The organism is Bacillus sp. JHAA (assembly GCF_036961585.1).
Classification (GTDB): domain Bacteria; phylum Bacillota; class Bacilli; order Bacillales; family Bacillaceae; genus Bacillus; species Bacillus velezensis.
On the sequence record NZ_JBAMDE010000002.1, the window covers coordinates 262,876 to 280,594 of the forward strand.

A 17,719-nucleotide genomic window follows, 5' to 3' on the forward strand; every position below is an offset into this window, starting at 1 on the left:
AAACGTTGACAGACGCCTTGCGGAGTACGCATATTGATGTGGAATTAAACGTTGATACCTCCCCTCTCGAACGAGCCAACCGCCAGATTGATAGACTTGTTGATCATACGGATAATGCGGCCGGCCATTTTTCTCAAATGCGAACGCAAATGTCCAACATGCACAGGGAGCAGCGAAGGTTCAGGAACATGAGTATGATTCTGGACAGTTCTTCTTTACAAACTGCTGCGCGGACAATTGAGAATCTCGGCCCCGCATTTGACCTTATGACGTCTCATGTGGAAAGCCTAAACCGGACCATTCAACAAACGAACAGATTAGTGCAAAATATACCGTCACGCGTGAGCATCGACGTTGACCAATCATCATTGAACAATGCAAATGATCAAGTTGATAGGCTGCGAAACAATTTGCAAAATGTGGACATGCGCCGGGTTAATGGGGGATCATCACAAACCGCGGCGGCCATGCCTGCACCTGATTACAGGGGTATGCGTTATTACGGGCGGGAAATGGACTTTTTGCGCGGCTCTACACGCGGACTTGAAGCAGATACTATTCAAATGGTCAACGAAATGCGCCGGGCTTGGTATGAGGAAAGATACGGAATGAACGGTTTCCGTAATGAGCTTATACGGGCAAGATATGGCTTCTTTCAGTTAGGCCAAGAAATGGACAACTGGACCGGGACAAATGAACAGTTCATGGATGAAGTGTACAGGCTAGGGCGTGAGCATAAAGCGGTTACTGACAACATGATCAAGAATAATAAAATGATGCGCATGAGTATGTTGCAGTCCATCGGAACGATTATGGCAATGTCAACACAATCAGAAAAGATCGCTGCCAATTATGACAGGATGGCGAACCCGTTATACCAAGTCAACAAAGCGGGGCTTGCCGTCTCAAATACCCTTGAAAATATGGCGAAGCAGGGAACTGCGGCACACTTGGCCTTGAAGATGCTCGGGCCTACTGCAAATATGAAACAGCTTCAAGATATGACAGCTATGATAACACAGGGGTATATGCGTTTTCAGATGGTAGCGCTTGGCGCGGCCTTCACAAACTTTTTCCTATTCCAAGGGTTACACAAGGCGGCCACACAGACCGTTCCCGGTTATTCAAAGGCTTGGGAACAAATGTGCAGCACTCTTTTAAAAGCCATTCAGCCAGCCCTTGAAGTATTCGGAACCGTTGCCATGTCAATTTATAAAGGCGTTACCGCGATCGGAAAAATGATTATTCAGTTCAACAAAGCTCATCCGGTGCTGGCGAAAATGATCCAAGGATTTTTATTGCTCATCCCTGTTTTAACCCTGCTTTTATCGCCATTGGCAATAGGAGTGGGGTTACTTAATGGGTTTCTGGGGGCTTTGAGCAGCCTTTGGATGTTCATTGGCCCGGTAGTAACGGGGCTTGCTGCCATGTCCGGAACAGTCTATGTAGTTGCCGGCTCAATTGTCTTGCTTGTAACAGGCATTTATATGCTTTACAAGAATTTTGACAAGCTTCAAGAGCGATTCAAACCGGCGACGGATGCCATGAAGCGCTTTGCGGATACCGGAAAAACTGCGGTAGTCAGTGCCTTCCATACCATGATTAAAGAGGTGCAGGGGCTTAAACCTGCATTTATGAAAGGATTTGAGGATTCACAAAAGGTTGCTGTATCCGCAATTCATAAGATGCAAGCCGAATCTTTAAAATTATGGGATCGGTTGGGCGAGTCACACCCTCATTTGGTCGCAGGGATTGAGGCTGCATACAAAACGGCAGTTGATACTGTTTCCTCATTTGTTCAGAATGCAGGAAAACGAGTAACCGACTTTTTCGGAAAGGGATTAACCGAAGGGTTGAACAGCTTTATTAAAGGCTTCATGAATCAACTCAAGATTGGTTTATCAAGTTTTCAAGGGATTGTGTCAATAATTGCGCCTATTATTGCGTCGATTGGCCTTTCTTTCTTGGGAGTATCCGGACCGATAGGAATAGCAATTGGGGCGATCCTCAGTTTTGTAGGGTATTTGTATCGTTTGAAAGATGCAAACCAAGCGGTCAGCAGTGCAATTCATTCGGCGTGGGCGACTGTTCAATCTGTGCTGACAACGGTATTCACGGCCATTCAGCCGATTATCGCGACAGTACAGCAGGTTTTCAGTCAACTGGTAGCACAACTGACACCGCAATTTCAGCAATTAGCTGGTCAAATGCAACAGACGTTCATTCAGCTTGCAGGAAATCTTGTTCTTTTAGCCGCAGCCGTTTCACAAACACTTTCAACGATCGGCCCACAATTGATTCCATTGATCCAGCAGCTATTAACTGCATGGATGCAGGTATCAGGGCAATTAATGACGAGTGTATTGCAAATTGTCAGTTCAATTTTGCCGTTACTTGTTCAAGGATTTCAGACTGTTTTTCCGGTCATTCTCAGCGTGATAAATGCGGTCTTACCTATCATCATTCAATTAGTCAGCAGTTTTTCAGGGGTTATCGTTACGATAATCCAGACTGTTCTGCCTATCCTGGTTCAGACAATTCAGATGGTCTTTCCTTTGATTATGAATATCATCCAGCAGGCTCTGCCGATTGTGGTTCAACTGATTCAATTACTCGGATCAACAATCGGACAAATTGCCATGCAAATTCTGCCGTTGATTTTAACGGCGGTGCAACAGGTATTTCCGATCATAGGGCAGGTCATTTTGGCGGTCCTCCCGGTTGTCGCGCAGCTTCTTACTTTAGCGGCAAATATTATTTTGCAGCTTGCGCAGGCGGCTTTACCAATTTTAATTCAGGTGGTCCAGCAGGTCTTTCCGCAAATTGTGCAGATCATTCAGATGGTGCTGCCTATTGTTGTTTCTCTACTGCAAGCCTTGGCAAACATCATTACTACGGTTGTAATTCCGGCGATCCGTTTCATCCTAAATATCGTGACTGCTGTGTTTCCGGTTGTGCTCTCGATAATTCAAGTTGCACTTAAAAATATCATTGCGATCATACAGGGTGCAATCGGCATTATTATGGGAATAGTGAAGGTTTTCAAAGGCTTATTCACTGGGAATTTCCGCATGATGTGGGACGGAGTGAAGCAAATCTTCTCTAGTGCAGTAGGAATGGTGAAAAAGCTTGTAAGCAATATGGGTGCAGCAATCACTGACAGATGGCTTTATATAAAAAATAAAGTCGCGTTATTGGCATATGATCTGCGAAAGAAAGTCATGGATCGTTTCAACGATTTAGTTGACGGGGCCAAGAAATTACCGGGCAGAATCGGTGATGGAATTAAGAACATGGCTCACAAGGCTGTATCTGGTGTGACTAGCTTAGCGAACAAACTTTCCGGCGCACTCGGAAAAGGCGTAAATGGTGTAATCGGCGGAGTAAACTGGGTACTCGATAAGATCGGTTTGAAAGATAAGCATATCCCAAAATGGGAAGTACCTAAATATGCACACGGAACCGGAGGACACCCAGGAGGTCCGGCGATACTGGGAGACGGTAAAGGGGCAAACGCTGGCCCTGAAATGTATCGGACACCTTCAGGACAAGTAGGGCTCAGCCCTGCAACAGATACACTGATGAACCTTCCAAAAGGCACTGCGGTCTTATCTGCAAAACAGACAAGGGCTGCATTAGGGGGAGTTCCAGCATACGCGAAAGGCACAGAAGGAAATATATTCACAAATGCATGGAATGGTGTGAAATCCGTTGCTGGCAAAGTGAAAGATGTTGCTGTTGATGTTTTTGATTACATCGGGCACCCCTCTAAGCTTTTAACAAAAGTGTTAGAAAAAATGGGTGTCTCTGCACCTTCTATGGCTGGCTCGTTCGGTGATCTCGCAAAAGGGGCTTTTAACTTTGTCAAAAATAAGGCTGTAGGTTTTGTCAAAGGCAAAATGTCCAGTTACTCTGCCAGCTTTTCAGGCGGCGGCTCGAAAGCCGTTAAAAAGTGGGTAGCTCAGGCGCTGTCAATTAAGCATTTAGGCCCTGAATACGCAGGGGCACTCGAAACAATCGCAATGAAAGAATCAGGCGGAAACCCCAATGTTGTTAACAATTGGGATTCCAATGCGAAAGCCGGCCACCCGTCACAGGGGTTAATGCAGTTCATCCCAAGCACCTTTAACGCCCATAAAGAACCTGGACACGGAAATATTAAAAATCCGGTTGATCAAATTCTAGCGTCTATTAACTATCTGAACAGCAGATATGGCGGTATCATGAAACATCCCGGCTTGGTATCAATGGCGCACGGCGGGCCGTACAGAGGATATGCAACAGGCGGCGTAATCAATAGCCCGCAGGTTGCGGCACTCGGGGAAAACGGTTGGCGGGAATATGTCATCACGACTGAACCGCGTTACCGCAATCAATCACTTGGAATGTATGCTGCGCTCGGCAAAGAGCTTGGGGCTGAAACTGGATATACACCAGAAAAAGCAGCAAGCAGCAGCGGTGGAACGTCTGTAAATATTACTTTCAGTCCGTCTATCAATGTAAAAGTTGAGGGCGGAAGTGCAAAAGTTGAAACGGATATTTCAAAGGCTATCACCCAATCACTGGAAGACTCTTACGACAGCCTGGCGGCTCTTTTTCAAGCGGAGGGGGTTTATTAATTGGCGAAGCTTGGGAAGGTCAATCTTGTTAACGAAAAAGAATCAGACGGGGCGGATGTGGAAGTCACATCTTATCCCGTTGAAAAAGGCGTGCCGATTACCGACCATGTGCAGAGAAAACCGGAAACCACAAGTGTTTCCGGTTATTTACTTGGGAAGACGGCAAACAGCGACTATGAATATTTAAAAAAGCAAGCATATGCCGGCAATCTCCTAACCTATACCGGGCGAAAGGTCGCAAAAGACGTGATCATTACGAAAATCGACCGAGATACAGGGGAATTTTCAAACGGGTTTGCGATAACAATCTCTTTACAAGAAATCCGTATTGCAAAAAGTCCGTGGGTTAAGAAGAAAGTGAAAACAGCCGGGAAAAAGAAAAAGGCCAACAAGAAAAAAACCACAAAAAAATCCAGTAAGGTTTATCACAAGGTGAAAAAGGGTGATACGTATTGGGGCTGCGCCCGCAAATACGGAACTACTGTCAGCGCATTGAGGCGGCTCAATCCATGGCCTGACAGAAGAATACCTATCGGGGTAAAGATGCGGATTAAATAGGGAGGGTACGGGAAATGGCTACGAGGGACTATATTCCTTTTGATAAAGAGGATATTCCGCAGCAGTTCGAATTTGATTTAGCGGATGACACGTTTATTCTGCGTATAAATTACAATCAATCCGATGATAGTTTTTCACTGGATTTATATGAGCAGGATATGACGCCTATCGTGCTGGGCGAGAAGCTTATACTTAACGTTCCTCTGTGGACTGACATTGTAAATGAAAACCTGCCGGCCCCCGCACTTATCCCTTTAGATGAATCAAATTCAGAAACACGGGTTACATATAAGAATTTCATGGAAACCGTGTTTCTTTTTATTGATGATGTAGCTGACGGATCGGAGGGGGATGACATTGGCGACGACGAATAAAAAGTTGTTTGGCCGGGTTGTCAAAATAACCATTGATAACGGCAGTTCGCAGACCACATTTGATTACAAGGATTTAGAAATTCATTTTGAAGTGCCCTTCGATGATGATTTCAAACCCAATGAAACAAAAGTTGAGATTTACAATCTTAGCAAAGATTCGATCAACAAGATAAAAAAAGGCAGCACAATAACGGTTCAGGCCGGGTATCGAGACGATTACGGCGTTTTGACGATTGGCAAAGTGACAAAGGTTCTGAATAACTGGAACGGTTTGGATAAGGTAACGTCGATTTATTCAAAAGACGGCGACGATTATACTCATATGAAAGTGACAACTGCCAATGCTGATCCAGCCGAGAAATATTACGTCAAAAAAAGATATAAGCTTGCAAAGCCGGTTGTTACTGTCAGGAAAGACAAAAACGGCCGAACGTACAAGACTGTCAGGAATTACGGGACGAGGGAAGAGGTTAGGTATCGCAAACGATACATGAAGATTACTTTTAAAGCCGGAACCACTTCGAGGCAAATTATAGATAAACTGCTGCGCGTTCTCGGAATTAAAGTGAAAAACATTATCCTGCCGAAAAATAAGGTGTACAAAAAGGGTTACCGGGTGACTGGCTTAATAGAAAATAATTTAGAAGAAGTCATACATGATGCCGGAGCCGTTATGTACTATCGACGAGGAAAACCGGTCATTCGCCCACTTAATCAGGGCGATGATGAGCGTTTCAAATTAGAAGAGGCCACCGGGCTAATTGAGACACCTGAGCAGGTTGAGGAAGATGATTTCAAAGGTTACAAGACGAAGTGTCTTCTTCAGCACCGTATCGCTGTTGCTTCAATTATTGAAATCAACAGCAAAACAGCAAAAGGAAAATATCGAGTGAAAGAGGGTATTCATTCGTTTGATGGAAGAGACTTTTTCACAGAATGCAAGGTGATGTAATGAGTAAAGCGACGAGGTTTTTCGATGCTTTTGAGAAAAGAATCAAACTATCCATCCATACACTGGCCCCGGCTCGCGTTGTGAAATACAATGCGGAAAAGCATACTGCTGATCTGCAATTGTTGTTTCTTATGAATGATGGTGAATACCTTCATGAATACCCGTTGATCGAACATGCACCAGTTTTAAAGCATGTTGAGCCTGATATAAAGGTTGGTTCCTCGGTCTTTGTTTCATTCGCTGAAAGATCCCTTGATAACTTGGATGGAAACAAAACGTTTGATCCCGATTCTCGACGAACGCACAGTATCAATGATCCGGTGGTCATAGGAGTGTGGGAAGGATGAAAACGCTCAAGCTTGTTGACGGTGATTTGTGTTTTGAAAACGGCACTCTTCAGATGGTCGAAGGTGACGAGGAAATCGCTCAATCAGTCGAATTAACCTTAAAAACAAGGTTAGGGGAATTTACTCTGGATGAACATTTCGGATTGGATCGAAGTAACATTGTCGGGAAAGGCTTTGACCAAGAAGAGGCGCAATACGACATCATTAATGCTGTGACTCAAGACGAGCGCATTGCGAGCGTTGAATCGGTTGAGTTTTCTCATGATAAAGAGACACGAAACCTATCTGTCCACTTGAAAATGAAGAAAGAGGATGACCAAACAATCGAACTGGGAGGTGTTGATCTTGCTTGATGAAACAGGATTCCAACGGCTGACCTATTCGGAGCTTCTTGACGACATGGAGGACAAAGCGAAGGAGCTGTTTGGCGAAGATATAAACACGTCAAGCAAAACACCATTAGGCATTATCCTGCGTATTTTCGCTTGGTTTTTAGCGGGAATTTGGGACATTGCAGAGCGGGTTTATAATAGCGGCTTTGTCAGTAAGTCGGAGGGTGTTCAGTTGGACAGGTTGGGAAGTAATTTCGGTATAAGCCGGGAGCCGGCGGCTGAGGCGGTCACAACTCTGTTTTTTACCGGAGAACCCGGATTCGTCATAGAAGAACAAACCCAATATACAACGGAATCCGGTATTTATTTTGAACTAATCGAAGATGTTGTAATCGGGGATGATGGAACGGGCACAGGGGCGGCTGTATCGCTGTCTAAAGGGATTATTAACAATGTCGCGGCCAATACCATTACTGAACAGGCTGAGACGTTAGAGGGAGTTTATTCAGTTAATAATCCGGAAGCAGCTACCGGCGGCACTGACGAGGAATCTGATCCGGAATTTCGGGCGCGAATTAAAAAATCAGTTGAAGGCAGTTCTGCTTCTACGAATAGCGGCATCATTTCGGCATTGCTTGCTGTTTCAGGCGTTCGTTCAGCGAATATAGTCGCGAATAATACCATGCAAACGGATGCAGACGGCAATCCACCGAAAAGCATTCATGCTTATGTTCTCGGGGGAACAAAAGTAGACGTGGCCCAAGCTCTATTTGACAGCGTGGCGGCCGGTATTGAAACAGTCGGAGAACAATCGGTTGTCATTACAGATGCAAGTGGTTTGGATCACGATGTCAAATTTGATTTTGCAAAAGAAGTGAAAATTTATGTGCAGCTTGATTTAAAAACAAACGCTTCATTCCCTGCTGACGGCGTGAGGCAGATCAAAAACAATCTCGTATATAAAATTGGCGGGATTGATGAAAATGGTTCATCTTTTACCGGCTCGCAGATGGGTGATGACGTTATTCTGTCGCAACTTTTTAACGCTGTATATCAGGTGAATGGGGTTTCAGATGTAACTATACAAATCGGGAAGGATGCGGCGGCTCTCAGTCAGTCAAATATTACAATTGAACCGAGAGAAGTTGCGCAAGTTCACTTCTCTGAAATAGTGGTGAATCTGATATGATCAAAGATTTAATAGGAAAGCTGACTGATGCGTTCTTGAAAGACGAAAAGAGCAATATCGGGAAGCTTTTTTTAATTGTCGATGAACAATTGACAGCATTAAAAAATTCACTGACAACGGCGGAACAATGGCGGGATATTGACGCGGCGCGCGGGAAATCGCTGGACCTTCTCGGGGATAACGTTGCCCAGGACCGGGGCCGGGCCACTGATGAAATATACCGCGTGCTCATTCGTGGAAAGGTAGCCCGGAATGCCTCAGACGGGACAACGAACCGGATTATTGAAGCGCTGGCGAAAACATTGAACTGCAAGCCGAGTGAAATAAACATTGTGAGCAGCAAAGAAAACAACCAGGATGAACCAGCTGCAATCATTGTGAAAAAGGCACCGATCGAGGCATTAAGTAAGGTAGGAATGAGCGAAACGCAATTTTCGAACATCGTTCAAAAAACGGTGGCTGCGGGGGTTCGAGTTGCTTATGTGGATTTAAACGGCACTTTCTGTTTTTCATCATCAGCCAGCACCATAGAAACAGGCGAATATGGGTTTTCTTCTGATGGAAAAGACGGCGGGACCCTGGGGGGCATCTTCCGGCCAGAAGATGATTACCCGTTACCAATTTAAGGAGTGTGAAACATATGCCTTTTACAAAAGAATTACCAGAATGGGGGAACCCCGGTCAGCGACCGCCGCAAACGTCCATTGATCAAGGGTATAAGCCGATGGACCACCCGCCGGCAGATTGGTTTAACTGGTATCAATATACGGCCTATCAGGCTTTAAAAGAGTTGCAAACGATCGGAGCAACGAAAGAAGATGTTTCTTCTGCTGTATCTGATGCCAAAGCTTATACTGACAAGCACGAAAGACGGACTGACAACCCGCACAAGACAACAAAAGCACAAGTGGGGCTGGGTAACGTTGACAATGTGCAGCAGGCTTCCAAAGTCGATTTTGATACACATACCAATGACAATGACCGCCATATTACGGCTACAGAGCGCGTAAACTGGGATGCCAAGGAGACAACAGCAGGTGCATCAAATAAAGCTGCTACGGCCGAAAAGAATGCCAAGGAATACGCCGATAAACATATCGACGATAAAAACAACCCTCATGAGGTTACAAAGGACCAGATCGGGCTTAGTAACGTTGAAAATGTTAGACAGGCCGACTATTATGCGTTTCGCCAACACGACAACAACGGAGAACGCCACACATCAAAGGCAGAACGGGAGAAATGGAACAATGGGCAATTATCGAAAATAACTGATGACGCGGGAGGCGCTCTTGTATCTATTAGTGATACAGATGACTTTTACAGCAAAATTGTTCAAAGTGGGAAGCGATTCGGTACTTTTTATTCAACGGGAAAAGCGGTAAATGCCCCCAGCACAAGCTCTACAAGGGGGTTTTTTCATTTAACCTCATTAGACAGCGACGGAATGGGGACATACGGTTATGTAATCGCGGTAGACTTCAAAAATAATGTTTTTTCCAATTATGTAGACGGCAGCCTGACTTGGAGCGGGTGGAAACGTCTTTTGTCAGATGGTGATTTATCACCGTCTTGGAATACTGTATCACTTATTAACGGGGCGAAGCAGGATTTAAGTTTCCCGTTTATGTTTTCGGTAGTAAATAATACCTTGTGGCTGGCTGGATCATTCGGTTCCCTGCCATCTATAGGAACCGTTGTGGCAAAATTCGCATATAAACCGACCCGCCTACTTGATTTTGTTGTTCCGACAATTGGATCATACGGGACTGCCCGGTTTGCTTTCACAACAAATGGCGAGTTGAGGTATGACGGTATGATGGCAAATGATAACTCAGCGGTAACCCGGGTATCATTCGATAAACCAATCCCATTATGGTAAGGGGGGGAGAATATGCATGTTCTATTTTACGACGAGAATAAAAAGTATATAGGTGAAGCTGATATTGAGGGGAAAGAGCTGCCGCCGAATAGTACAAAAGCGCAAATTAAACCTGGCATGTACGACCCGGAATTTGACGAGATTAAAGGTGAATGGGTTGAAGCTGCGACTCGGGAGTACATTGATCAAACCAAAGGCATTCCTGAACCCAATCCCTTAATGGAGCAGATTTCTGCAATCGGTAAACAACTATCAGCAGAAGAGCTTGCAAGAAAGCAAGCTGAAGAAGGCCAGCAGGCTCTTGGGATGCAGCTTACAGATGAAATCATAGCACGAAAGCAGGCTGAAGCAGTAAATATTTCAATGGGCAAACAGCTTGCCGCCTTAAAGCTTAAATTGTTGGAATTGGAAGGAGGGGTGACCAGTGAATCTTAATTTCTGGGTATATGCCTTGTTCTACAAGTGGGCGACAACCGCAATGGTAAAGCAGGCAATGGGTTTTAACGATTGTACCATCGACGATATGAAAGAGGGTGTGGCTGCTGCGTATGTTACACCGGATCAGTTTCAGGAAGTAACAGGGCAACCATACGAAGAACAAACAGAAGCCAATAAATAAGGCTTTTTTATTTTGCCTCGAAGGAGGTGAAGCGTATGAGATAGATATAAAAGGGGGGCGTACTAATGTCAGAAGTGACGGAGGTACCAGATGTGCATGCATTACAAAAAGAGATAATGGAAATGAAGGCAGGTCAGAGATCAATCGAACAGCGTGTAAATGTTCTTGAGCGCGTTTCTGATAGGCAAGACCAGCAGATCATGACATTAAACGAAAAACTCAACAAGATCGAAGAGAACACAACTTGGATCAAGCGCACAATCACTGGCGCTATCATTACAGCGGTATGCACTGGCATCATCGGCGGCGCAATCGCTATTTTTTATACTGTTTTGCAAAAATAAGGAGGAGTACACAAAATGAAAAAATTTGACAAAGGCACGGTCGTCCGGACAGTGCTTCTTTTAATTGCGCTTATTAACCAAACTATGCTGATGTTTGGCAAATCATCTTTGGATATTACAGAGGGTCAGGTGAATCAGCTTGCTGATGCCCTGTATACTGCCGGCTCTGTAATCTTTACAATCAGCACTACGCTTGTAGCATGGTTTAAAAACAACTATGTGACTGAAAAAGGCCATAAGCAAAAAGCCGTTTTAAAACAGCATGATTTAACCAAGTAAGGGCTGCCGTTCGGCGGCCTTTTTATATTTCAAAACAGAATAGGAGAGATTTTTTATGTCAGCATTTAAAAACCAATATATTGATATTAATAAATGGACGCGGCCGGGAATTAAAAACAACGGCGTGAAGAAACTGGCCGTACATTACACGGCAAACCCCGGCGCGGCTGCTGCCAATCATTATAGATACTTTGGTCAAACGCTCCCCGCACAGAACAGAAATCTATCTGAGAAAAAACAGACCTTTGCATCTGCACATATCTTTGTCGATCGCACAGAGGCTATTTGCATCATTCCGTTGAATGAGGTGGCCTATCATGCGAATGACGTTCAGCAATTCGTCAACGGGCAGCCATACCGGGGTGTCGCGGCGCTGAAGCCGAATGCGAATTTCTTGTCTGTAGGCGTGGAGCTTTGCATCGAAAAGGACGGAACTTTCCATCCTGATACCATTGCCCGCGCAGAACAAGTTTGTGCCGAGCTGTGCAAAATGTATAAACTTGATCCAATCAATGACATTGTGCGACATTACGACATTACACATAAAATCTGCCCGGCGCCGTGGGTAAGCAATTCTAAAGGGTTTGCTGATTTTAAGACCCGTGTTAAAAAGAGAATGTCCGGCGCGGTTGTAACAGTGCCTGCGGTATCAAATCCAGATGTTACCCATACGGATACAGGAAGATTCATCAAAAACACGGTGGTTTCAAGTGATGGCCTTGTTTTACGTACACAACGAAGCGCCTCTTCTTCCATGGTGCTTAACCTGCCGAATGGCACGGTTGTAAAATATCAGCTTGGATCAACTATCAACGGATGGGGATATGTTGAATACACCAATTCTAAAGGCCAGACATTCCACGGATATGTGAATGTCTCCTATATCAAAAGTGATAACGAACTGAAAAGCGGCAACAAGAAGAAAGCAACGTCAAAGCCTAAATCCACTCAAAAATCAAAAACCAGCCTGCCTGCGGGTATTTTTAAAGTCACAAGCCCGTTGACCCGAGGGGAGGCCGTAAAACAGATTCAGACGGCGTTAGCGGCGCTCCACTATTACCCGGATAAGAATGCAAAGAATTTCGGAATCGACGGCGCATATGGCCCGAAAACAGCAAATGCAGTCAAACGGTTCCAGTCCATGTATGGCCTAGCTGCTGACGGTATTTATGGACCAAAAACTAAAGTGAAGCTTGAGGCGCTATTGAGGTAAATAACTCTTTCCGATTATTTAACCCTGTATTATGATTTTGAAAAAACAGACAGTCAGGACTATCCCGACTGTCTGTGAAAAAAAGTTTGACCATATTAATTTTGGCTGGGTGGCTTTGGTGGTCTTTGAGTTTTTGGGACACCCTTTAACCCATGATTGATTTTTGTTCCTGGTTTTATTTCTCTAGGATCAGGTTTATTCGTGTCTTTGTTCAACGTCAACACCCCTTTCAATTTCAATTTCTATCTTTGAGTTAACATCAAAGTTAAAATAAATAAAATTCTGTTGATAGAGCTCCTTTAGCTCTCCGGAATCTTCGTCCTTGTAAACTTTTACCTCAGATAATACAAGCTCTCTTTTGTCGTCCTTTTGTGAGTAAGCAGAAATGGCGCCTTGATAAACGATATTGGTTTCACGGTCGCGAAGAATAACCCATTCTGATCTTTCATCGCTAAATATATAATCCCAAACATCATCTTCTCCATGTTTATTGGAGATTCCCAGAAGGTTTGCAACTTTGAAAATATACTTTTTATTTATGATTACCACTAAGATAATTGCCAAAATTGCACCGATTAAAGTTGCGAGGAAAACCTCGGACACCTTGATTTGCTCTTTACTGTTTAACAGTGAACTTAAAAATGTAACTTTCCAATAAAGTTTATCATTTAACTGGTTGCAGATATAAACGATAAACATAAGAATCCCATATGCAAACACACCAATTAGATATGAATGTAAAATGAAATGGAACATTTGTCGTTTTCTATGAGTTGTTAATAGATCAAGGAGTGTTGCACCAATTATTCCAGGGAGAAACAAGAACAAAAGCCTTACTGCTAAATCTGATATATCTATATCATCACCTCCAATTTATTGAACTCTTCCTGATAAACTCTTTCCTTTCAATCCAACAAGAAAATTATAGCAGTTCGGTGAAAAAGTTCTAGTTTTTTCACAAAACCTATTTACAACGGTAAATAGGTTTTGTATAATTAAAGTATAGAAAGGAGGTGCTGAGGTGGACGAGATCAGAAACATCGTTCTTATCATCGCTGGTATCGTGACCATTATCAAAAACATCTATGATATATGGCAGAAGGAAAGCGAAAAGCGAGAAAAGAACATGAAAAAGCGCTCCCGCCGGGTAAGCAAGAAGCGCTAAAAACATAGTGAGACAAGGGGAGAAAATCCCCTTGCTCCATTATTATATCACGTCCACGACGATATGAAAAAATATTTTAAGCAGTACAGCTCGTTTGATATGACCACTATTATTATCATCATTGCTGGTATAGTGGCTATTGATTACGAAAAAGCCGGTATCCTTGGTAAAATTACAACGTTTGTTTTATGCTTGGCTGTAACGGTTATTTTGTTAAAAGGATTTTTTATGATGTGGAGAGAAAGCCGACATGAAAGAAAGTGAAAAAATTAGGTTTATCCAGGAAGAAGTTTTGACGGCTGCTGAAGTTGCCGAGCTGCTTTCTGTTAGCCGGCAGCGCGTAAGCCAGCTTGTCAGCGGCGGCCGGATCAAGGCGGTAAAGAAAGTGGGAACGGTGGCTTTATTCTTGCTGGAACATGTACATGCTTTAAAAAAAGAATTAGAGGCAGAGCGGAAAAAGTATCGGCCGTATGATGAATGAAAGCCCTTCTTATGACGAGAAGGGTTTTTTTGTTTTTTAAGCCCATGTATGGCTTGCCTGCTGACAGCACTTAGAGGCCAGAAACGAAAGTGAATTTGAAAACATTGTTAAATGAAATAACCCCCCGTTTAGGGGGATTATTTGTTTTTCTCTTCTAAGAGTTGAATAATTCTTTGATTAGCCTGTTTTTGTGCTCTCAATAACGAGACAATATTCCCTGTAAAACCAATCAAAATGACAAGCAGAAAAATTATAATCCACACAAGCCATACCCCCTAAGGTGTTATTACCGTCCTGAAAGTCGATTCACTTGTATTGTTTAGACCTTCATACATTGTACTTGTCTTGTATGGGGTTGGAAATAGGACAATTTGATAGTTTTCTTTATCTTCAACTTTCGGCATGTCAATTTCATATATATTTGTGGCATTCTCTTTAACACTGGTAAATGAAACAGGTTTCCCATTAACTGAGCTTTGTTCTGTCCCTGATAAGGCAACTAAGGCATAATCAAGATTCGTATCATGCGAATTAAAAATTTGCAAGTATGTTTTTTGGTTGCTTTTTGATTTGAATAGGATTTTATTTCCGGTTTGTTTTGACGTTAAAAATACTTGTTCGCCCGTTAATTCATCAGTTGTTTTTTGGGGTTTTAGGTCTTCTTTTTCATCCCGGCTTTTCCTGATGTAACGGAGAGTAAAGTTTTCCTGTAAACCTGATGCTATATCAAGGTTAGTGCTTTCTTGTTTGTAATCAGGCTCAGGAATAATAATGAAACTTAACTCGCTGAAATTAGAAGGCGGCTCAAATTCCAGCTTGATTTTTTTTACCGAATCTTTATCCATTTTGAATGTATAAGATTTTTTGTACCCTCCGTTATCTGCTTTGAAAGGAATTGTCTTGAAGTCTGAGAGGATAACCAATCCATATTTTCTTTTGTCATTAAAATAATGACTAAACGATAATACTTTTTTGTATCCCTTCCCATTTTTCTTTCCAATATCCAAAGAGTCTAAAATTTGCCCGTCCTCTTCATATAAACCGTATGAAACGGTGTCAGTGCCGGGGCCGGTCACATCTTCTTGTTCATCATTGTACTTTTCATCGTCTGTAACTGCAGAAGTCTGTTTGTTTTGATCTTTATTAAAAAAGTAAAGGGATGCGGCAACTGCCAAGATTACGAAGGGAACACAAATTAAAAGAATCTTTTTCATTCTCATTTATATTTTAAAGAACGTCTTTTATGTTCCATTTTTTCTGATGTGTAACAGTTTTATATTTTTTTCTCGCGTATTTGGAGTTGCCATATGCTTTCCCTTTACATCCATATCCCCCTGTTACTGTTCCCACAGCTTCGGCCCCGGCATAGTTTGAATTACTATTTGTGTCAGTTTTGCTTTTTGAAAGCGCGCCGTTATTATAGTACAATCGTGATTTTGCCTCGATTGTATTTATTCTCATTTTTGCGCTGGCCTTTGTCAGCATGGCGTAATTGCATGCGAAAAAGTCCAGTCCCTGCCTGCGCTTTTTTAAATTCCAGTTTGTCTTATAATCAGGTTTTGACGCCATTACAGTATACGGACTTTCGGTTGCTGTCTGAAGAATAGAGCCAGAACCTTGCGAACTGTCTTCAATCGTAATCCATTCTTCATCAGTATTAGATGCAGCAGAGGCGGTGTCTTGATAGGAAAGCAACGATCCGGAAGCTAAAGTAAAGGTAGCCAGGAAAGGTAAAACAAATTTTTTCATCTCAAAATCTCCTTTTTTGTTATTTTGTTACAGTGCCGATTATACAGGTCTATATTTTTTTATGAATGGGGAAAAACATCTGTAGATTCGACAATAGAGAGAAATAGTCCACTATAATACCGTTCTGAAAAAGTGGGTCAATAGCCTTTTTTTGAAATTGCGCGATGTCGAAAGGGAAAATTGCGCGATGTCGAAAAAAACTCCTATTAATTACATTTTATGTTAAAGGTATGCTAGAATATTGTTTGAGAAAATTTAGAATATTTGTAGAAAGAGGGGTTTATTGATGAGTAAACTGGCTTCTGAATGTGTTGCAAATATATTAAATGATTGGTATATCGCGATAAAACAACAAGACACTGAGTCTGCTGAGAGATATTTTGAAGAGGTCAAACCATTGTTTGATGAAATGGAAGAGGATCAGGAAGTTTTGATGTATTATTCTTTGTTGGAGGAAAGGCATAAAATGCTTTTGTATCAGGTGAAAGGGGAGGAGCTTCCGCCCCATTCATATTTTAATGAAAACCACGCTGATGAAATAAAAAAAACAGACCATATGATTGAATATTATTTCTTTCTATTTGAAGCGTTATATGAGTCGCACAAAAGGAATTTTGAAAAAGCAATTACTTTGTTCAAAATAGCAGAGAAAAAATTGAAGGATATACCCGATTGTATAGAGCGGGCAGAATTTTATTCGAAAGTGGCGTCTATGTATATGATGCTGCGGCAGAGTCTAATTTCTTTGAATTATATCAATGACGCGCTACAAATTTATAGAGAAAATGAAGGCTATAAACGAAAGCTCGCCACGTCTCTTATGATTGTTGGCCAAAACTACACTGATTTAGGGCTTTACGAAAAAGCAGAGGAAAGTTATTTAGAAGCAATCAGAATTTCGAGAGTTCTTCACGATTCACTTTTCACAGCTTTAATACATCATAATTTAAGTATTACATATTCTGCAGCAAACCGTCCCCAAGACTGTATAAATGCCTTGAAAAAGGCCATCAGAAATAAAGAGTGGAGGGAATCGATTTATTATATAAATTCCCTGTATATGTTTTTGAAAGAGCTTTATAAAATAGGGGATGTAAATAAAATTCCATATTATTATAAAAAGACAAAGGAATATTTTAAACGAAAAGAGAATAAGGTGTATGAGGCTAAAATAAATATTATTTACGGACTTCTGCAACAAGATCAGAGGAAAAGCATTGAAACTTGTCGAGGTGGTATTTCTTACTTGTATGAATTAAATGACCTTGATAGCGTTTTTGATCTTTCTTTGGTTATTTCAGAACACTGTGAGCAGCATGGACTCTTTAAAGAGGCGCTTGAATTTTCTAAACATGCTATTTTAGCCGAGAAGAAAATGAGGCACCTGGAGGGATTGTAATTGAAAAAAATTATTCTTTGTGCAGCTCTAACCTTCGTTGCGTTAAGTGGTTTAGCTGTAGTCAAAATTAATCATGCATCATCGGATGTTAAGATAACAGAGCGACCGGTGGGTACTCTAAAATTAGCAGAGCGACCAGTAGGCACATAAAAAGCAATAGCCCCAGCCAGGGCTTTTTTTTATGCTTTTAGCGGAAGCTATTAGATCGCGTGAATAA

General features: G+C 42.4%; 21 protein-coding genes. 18 read left to right on the forward strand and 3 right to left on the reverse strand.

Features of this window, described 5'->3' with window-relative positions; genetic code table 11:
- The first annotated feature begins 5 nt into the window (after nucleotides 1-5).
- The 14 genes from V7728_RS05320 (at nucleotide 6) to V7728_RS05385 (ending at nucleotide 12,708) form a co-directional block, all read left to right on the forward strand.
- Nucleotides 6-4,619 (forward strand): transglycosylase SLT domain-containing protein, encoded by a 4,614-nt coding sequence (locus V7728_RS05320; RefSeq protein WP_335371355.1) that lies wholly within the window; start codon nucleotides 6-8, stop codon nucleotides 4,617-4,619.
- Nucleotides 4,620-5,177, forward strand: coding sequence for a LysM peptidoglycan-binding domain-containing protein (locus V7728_RS05325; protein ID WP_071347911.1), 558 nt, complete (start codon nucleotides 4,620-4,622; stop codon nucleotides 5,175-5,177). It begins immediately after the preceding gene.
- Nucleotides 5,178-5,191: 14 nt separating this feature from the next.
- Nucleotides 5,192-5,551: a phage baseplate plug family protein gene (locus tag V7728_RS05330; protein ID WP_129003885.1), complete on the forward strand. Its 360-nt coding sequence runs from the start codon at nucleotides 5,192-5,194 to the stop codon at nucleotides 5,549-5,551.
- Complete coding sequence (locus tag V7728_RS05335) at nucleotides 5,529-6,503, forward strand: phage protein (protein ID WP_327948304.1); 975 nt, start codon at nucleotides 5,529-5,531, stop codon at nucleotides 6,501-6,503. The genes V7728_RS05330 and V7728_RS05335 overlap by 23 nt, the downstream gene beginning before the upstream one ends.
- Nucleotides 6,503-6,850: a Gp138 family membrane-puncturing spike protein gene (locus tag V7728_RS05340; RefSeq protein ID WP_016938720.1), complete on the forward strand. Its 348-nt coding sequence runs from the start codon at nucleotides 6,503-6,505 to the stop codon at nucleotides 6,848-6,850. The genes V7728_RS05335 and V7728_RS05340 overlap by 1 nt, the downstream gene beginning before the upstream one ends.
- On the forward strand, nucleotides 6,847-7,203 hold the full coding sequence (locus V7728_RS05345) for a DUF2634 domain-containing protein (protein WP_042635093.1): 357 nt from the start codon (nucleotides 6,847-6,849) through the stop codon (nucleotides 7,201-7,203). The genes V7728_RS05340 and V7728_RS05345 overlap by 4 nt, the downstream gene beginning before the upstream one ends.
- Nucleotides 7,187-8,371: a baseplate J/gp47 family protein gene (locus V7728_RS05350; protein ID WP_253600852.1), complete on the forward strand. Its 1,185-nt coding sequence runs from the start codon at nucleotides 7,187-7,189 to the stop codon at nucleotides 8,369-8,371. The genes V7728_RS05345 and V7728_RS05350 overlap by 17 nt, the downstream gene beginning before the upstream one ends.
- Nucleotides 8,368-8,997, forward strand: a complete 630-nt coding sequence (locus V7728_RS05355; protein ID WP_042635095.1) for a hypothetical protein — start codon at nucleotides 8,368-8,370, stop codon at nucleotides 8,995-8,997. The genes V7728_RS05350 and V7728_RS05355 overlap by 4 nt, the downstream gene beginning before the upstream one ends.
- A 14-nt stretch (nucleotides 8,998-9,011) precedes the next feature.
- Nucleotides 9,012-10,253 carry a hypothetical protein gene (locus V7728_RS05360; protein ID WP_335371356.1) on the forward strand — a complete coding sequence of 414 codons (1,242 nt, stop codon included), beginning with the start codon at nucleotides 9,012-9,014 and terminating at the stop codon, nucleotides 10,251-10,253.
- Nucleotides 10,254-10,265: 12 nt separating this feature from the next.
- Nucleotides 10,266-10,688 (forward strand): hypothetical protein, encoded by a 423-nt coding sequence (locus V7728_RS05365; protein ID WP_253600232.1) that lies wholly within the window; start codon nucleotides 10,266-10,268, stop codon nucleotides 10,686-10,688.
- Complete coding sequence (locus V7728_RS05370; protein ID WP_014470541.1) at nucleotides 10,678-10,872, forward strand: XkdX family protein; 195 nt, start codon at nucleotides 10,678-10,680, stop codon at nucleotides 10,870-10,872. Before V7728_RS05365 ends, V7728_RS05370 begins: the two co-directional genes overlap by 11 nt.
- A gap of 116 nt (nucleotides 10,873-10,988) precedes the next feature.
- Nucleotides 10,989-11,216, forward strand: coding sequence for a hemolysin XhlA family protein (locus V7728_RS05375; RefSeq protein ID WP_411859513.1), 228 nt, complete (start codon nucleotides 10,989-10,991; stop codon nucleotides 11,214-11,216).
- Between the two features lie 15 nt (nucleotides 11,217-11,231).
- Complete coding sequence (locus V7728_RS05380) at nucleotides 11,232-11,495, forward strand: phage holin (protein ID WP_095315831.1); 264 nt, start codon at nucleotides 11,232-11,234, stop codon at nucleotides 11,493-11,495.
- A gap of 55 nt (nucleotides 11,496-11,550) precedes the next feature.
- The gene (locus tag V7728_RS05385; RefSeq protein ID WP_335371357.1) at nucleotides 11,551-12,708 is read left to right on the forward strand and encodes an N-acetylmuramoyl-L-alanine amidase; all 1,158 of its coding nucleotides are present in this window, start codon (nucleotides 11,551-11,553) and stop codon (nucleotides 12,706-12,708) included.
- A 195-nt stretch (nucleotides 12,709-12,903) separates the two neighbouring features.
- Here V7728_RS05385 and V7728_RS05390 read toward each other — a convergent pair whose 3' ends face one another.
- Entirely contained in the window at nucleotides 12,904-13,536 is a 633-nt protein-coding gene (locus V7728_RS05390; protein WP_335371358.1) for a DUF6338 family protein, read from the reverse strand.
- Between the two features lie 193 nt (nucleotides 13,537-13,729).
- Here V7728_RS05390 and V7728_RS05395 point away from each other — a divergent pair, with 193 nt between their 5' ends.
- Complete coding sequence (locus V7728_RS05395) at nucleotides 13,730-13,873, forward strand: hypothetical protein (protein WP_164969218.1); 144 nt, start codon at nucleotides 13,730-13,732, stop codon at nucleotides 13,871-13,873.
- A gap of 250 nt (nucleotides 13,874-14,123) precedes the next feature.
- Nucleotides 14,124-14,354 carry a helix-turn-helix domain-containing protein gene (locus V7728_RS05400; RefSeq protein WP_129003869.1) on the forward strand — a complete coding sequence of 77 codons (231 nt, stop codon included), beginning with the start codon at nucleotides 14,124-14,126 and terminating at the stop codon, nucleotides 14,352-14,354.
- 275 nt (nucleotides 14,355-14,629) lie between these two features.
- Here the strand turns inward: V7728_RS05400 and V7728_RS05405 are convergent, their stop codons facing one another.
- Both V7728_RS05405 and V7728_RS05410 read right to left on the reverse strand, forming a co-directional pair.
- Nucleotides 14,630-15,568, reverse strand: a complete 939-nt coding sequence (locus V7728_RS05405; RefSeq protein WP_326244749.1) for a hypothetical protein — start codon at nucleotides 15,566-15,568, stop codon at nucleotides 14,630-14,632.
- Between the two features lie 13 nt (nucleotides 15,569-15,581).
- Nucleotides 15,582-16,103: a hypothetical protein gene (locus tag V7728_RS05410; RefSeq protein ID WP_129003865.1), complete on the reverse strand. Its 522-nt coding sequence runs from the start codon at nucleotides 16,101-16,103 to the stop codon at nucleotides 15,582-15,584.
- Between the two features lie 286 nt (nucleotides 16,104-16,389).
- Here V7728_RS05410 and V7728_RS05415 point away from each other — a divergent pair, with 286 nt between their 5' ends.
- The gene (locus V7728_RS05415; RefSeq protein ID WP_335371359.1) at nucleotides 16,390-17,502 is read left to right on the forward strand and encodes a response regulator aspartate phosphatase; all 1,113 of its coding nucleotides are present in this window, start codon (nucleotides 16,390-16,392) and stop codon (nucleotides 17,500-17,502) included.
- On the forward strand, nucleotides 17,503-17,652 hold the full coding sequence (locus V7728_RS05420; protein ID WP_162885924.1) for a PhrK family phosphatase-inhibitory pheromone: 150 nt from the start codon (nucleotides 17,503-17,505) through the stop codon (nucleotides 17,650-17,652).
- Nucleotides 17,653-17,719 lie beyond the last annotated feature (67 nt).

What these genes read in the sequence shown, in the direction of transcription:
- V7728_RS05335 (WP_327948304.1), top strand. Translation starts at nt 5,529, where the DNA reads ATGACATTGGCGACGACGAATAAAAAGTTGTTTGGCCGGGTTGTCAAA.
- V7728_RS05360 (WP_335371356.1), top strand. Translation starts at nt 9,012, where the DNA reads ATGCCTTTTACAAAAGAATTACCAGAATGGGGGAACCCCGGTCAGCGA.
- V7728_RS05400 (WP_129003869.1), top strand. Translation starts at nt 14,124, where the DNA reads ATGAAAGAAAGTGAAAAAATTAGGTTTATCCAGGAAGAAGTTTTGACG.
- V7728_RS05415 (WP_335371359.1), top strand. Translation starts at nt 16,390, where the DNA reads ATGAGTAAACTGGCTTCTGAATGTGTTGCAAATATATTAAATGATTGG.
- V7728_RS05340 (WP_016938720.1), top strand. Translation starts at nt 6,503, where the DNA reads ATGAGTAAAGCGACGAGGTTTTTCGATGCTTTTGAGAAAAGAATCAAA.
- V7728_RS05365 (WP_253600232.1), top strand. Translation starts at nt 10,266, where the DNA reads ATGCATGTTCTATTTTACGACGAGAATAAAAAGTATATAGGTGAAGCT.
- V7728_RS05330 (WP_129003885.1), top strand. Translation starts at nt 5,192, where the DNA reads ATGGCTACGAGGGACTATATTCCTTTTGATAAAGAGGATATTCCGCAG.
- V7728_RS05405 (WP_326244749.1), bottom strand. Translation starts at nt 15,568, where the DNA reads ATGAAAAAGATTCTTTTAATTTGTGTTCCCTTCGTAATCTTGGCAGTT.
- V7728_RS05345 (WP_042635093.1), top strand. Translation starts at nt 6,847, where the DNA reads ATGAAAACGCTCAAGCTTGTTGACGGTGATTTGTGTTTTGAAAACGGC.
- V7728_RS05355 (WP_042635095.1), top strand. Translation starts at nt 8,368, where the DNA reads ATGATCAAAGATTTAATAGGAAAGCTGACTGATGCGTTCTTGAAAGAC.
- V7728_RS05380 (WP_095315831.1), top strand. Translation starts at nt 11,232, where the DNA reads ATGAAAAAATTTGACAAAGGCACGGTCGTCCGGACAGTGCTTCTTTTA.
- V7728_RS05410 (WP_129003865.1), bottom strand. Translation starts at nt 16,103, where the DNA reads ATGAAAAAATTTGTTTTACCTTTCCTGGCTACCTTTACTTTAGCTTCC.
- V7728_RS05385 (WP_335371357.1), top strand. Translation starts at nt 11,551, where the DNA reads ATGTCAGCATTTAAAAACCAATATATTGATATTAATAAATGGACGCGG.
- V7728_RS05375 (WP_411859513.1), top strand. Translation starts at nt 10,989, where the DNA reads ATGGAAATGAAGGCAGGTCAGAGATCAATCGAACAGCGTGTAAATGTT.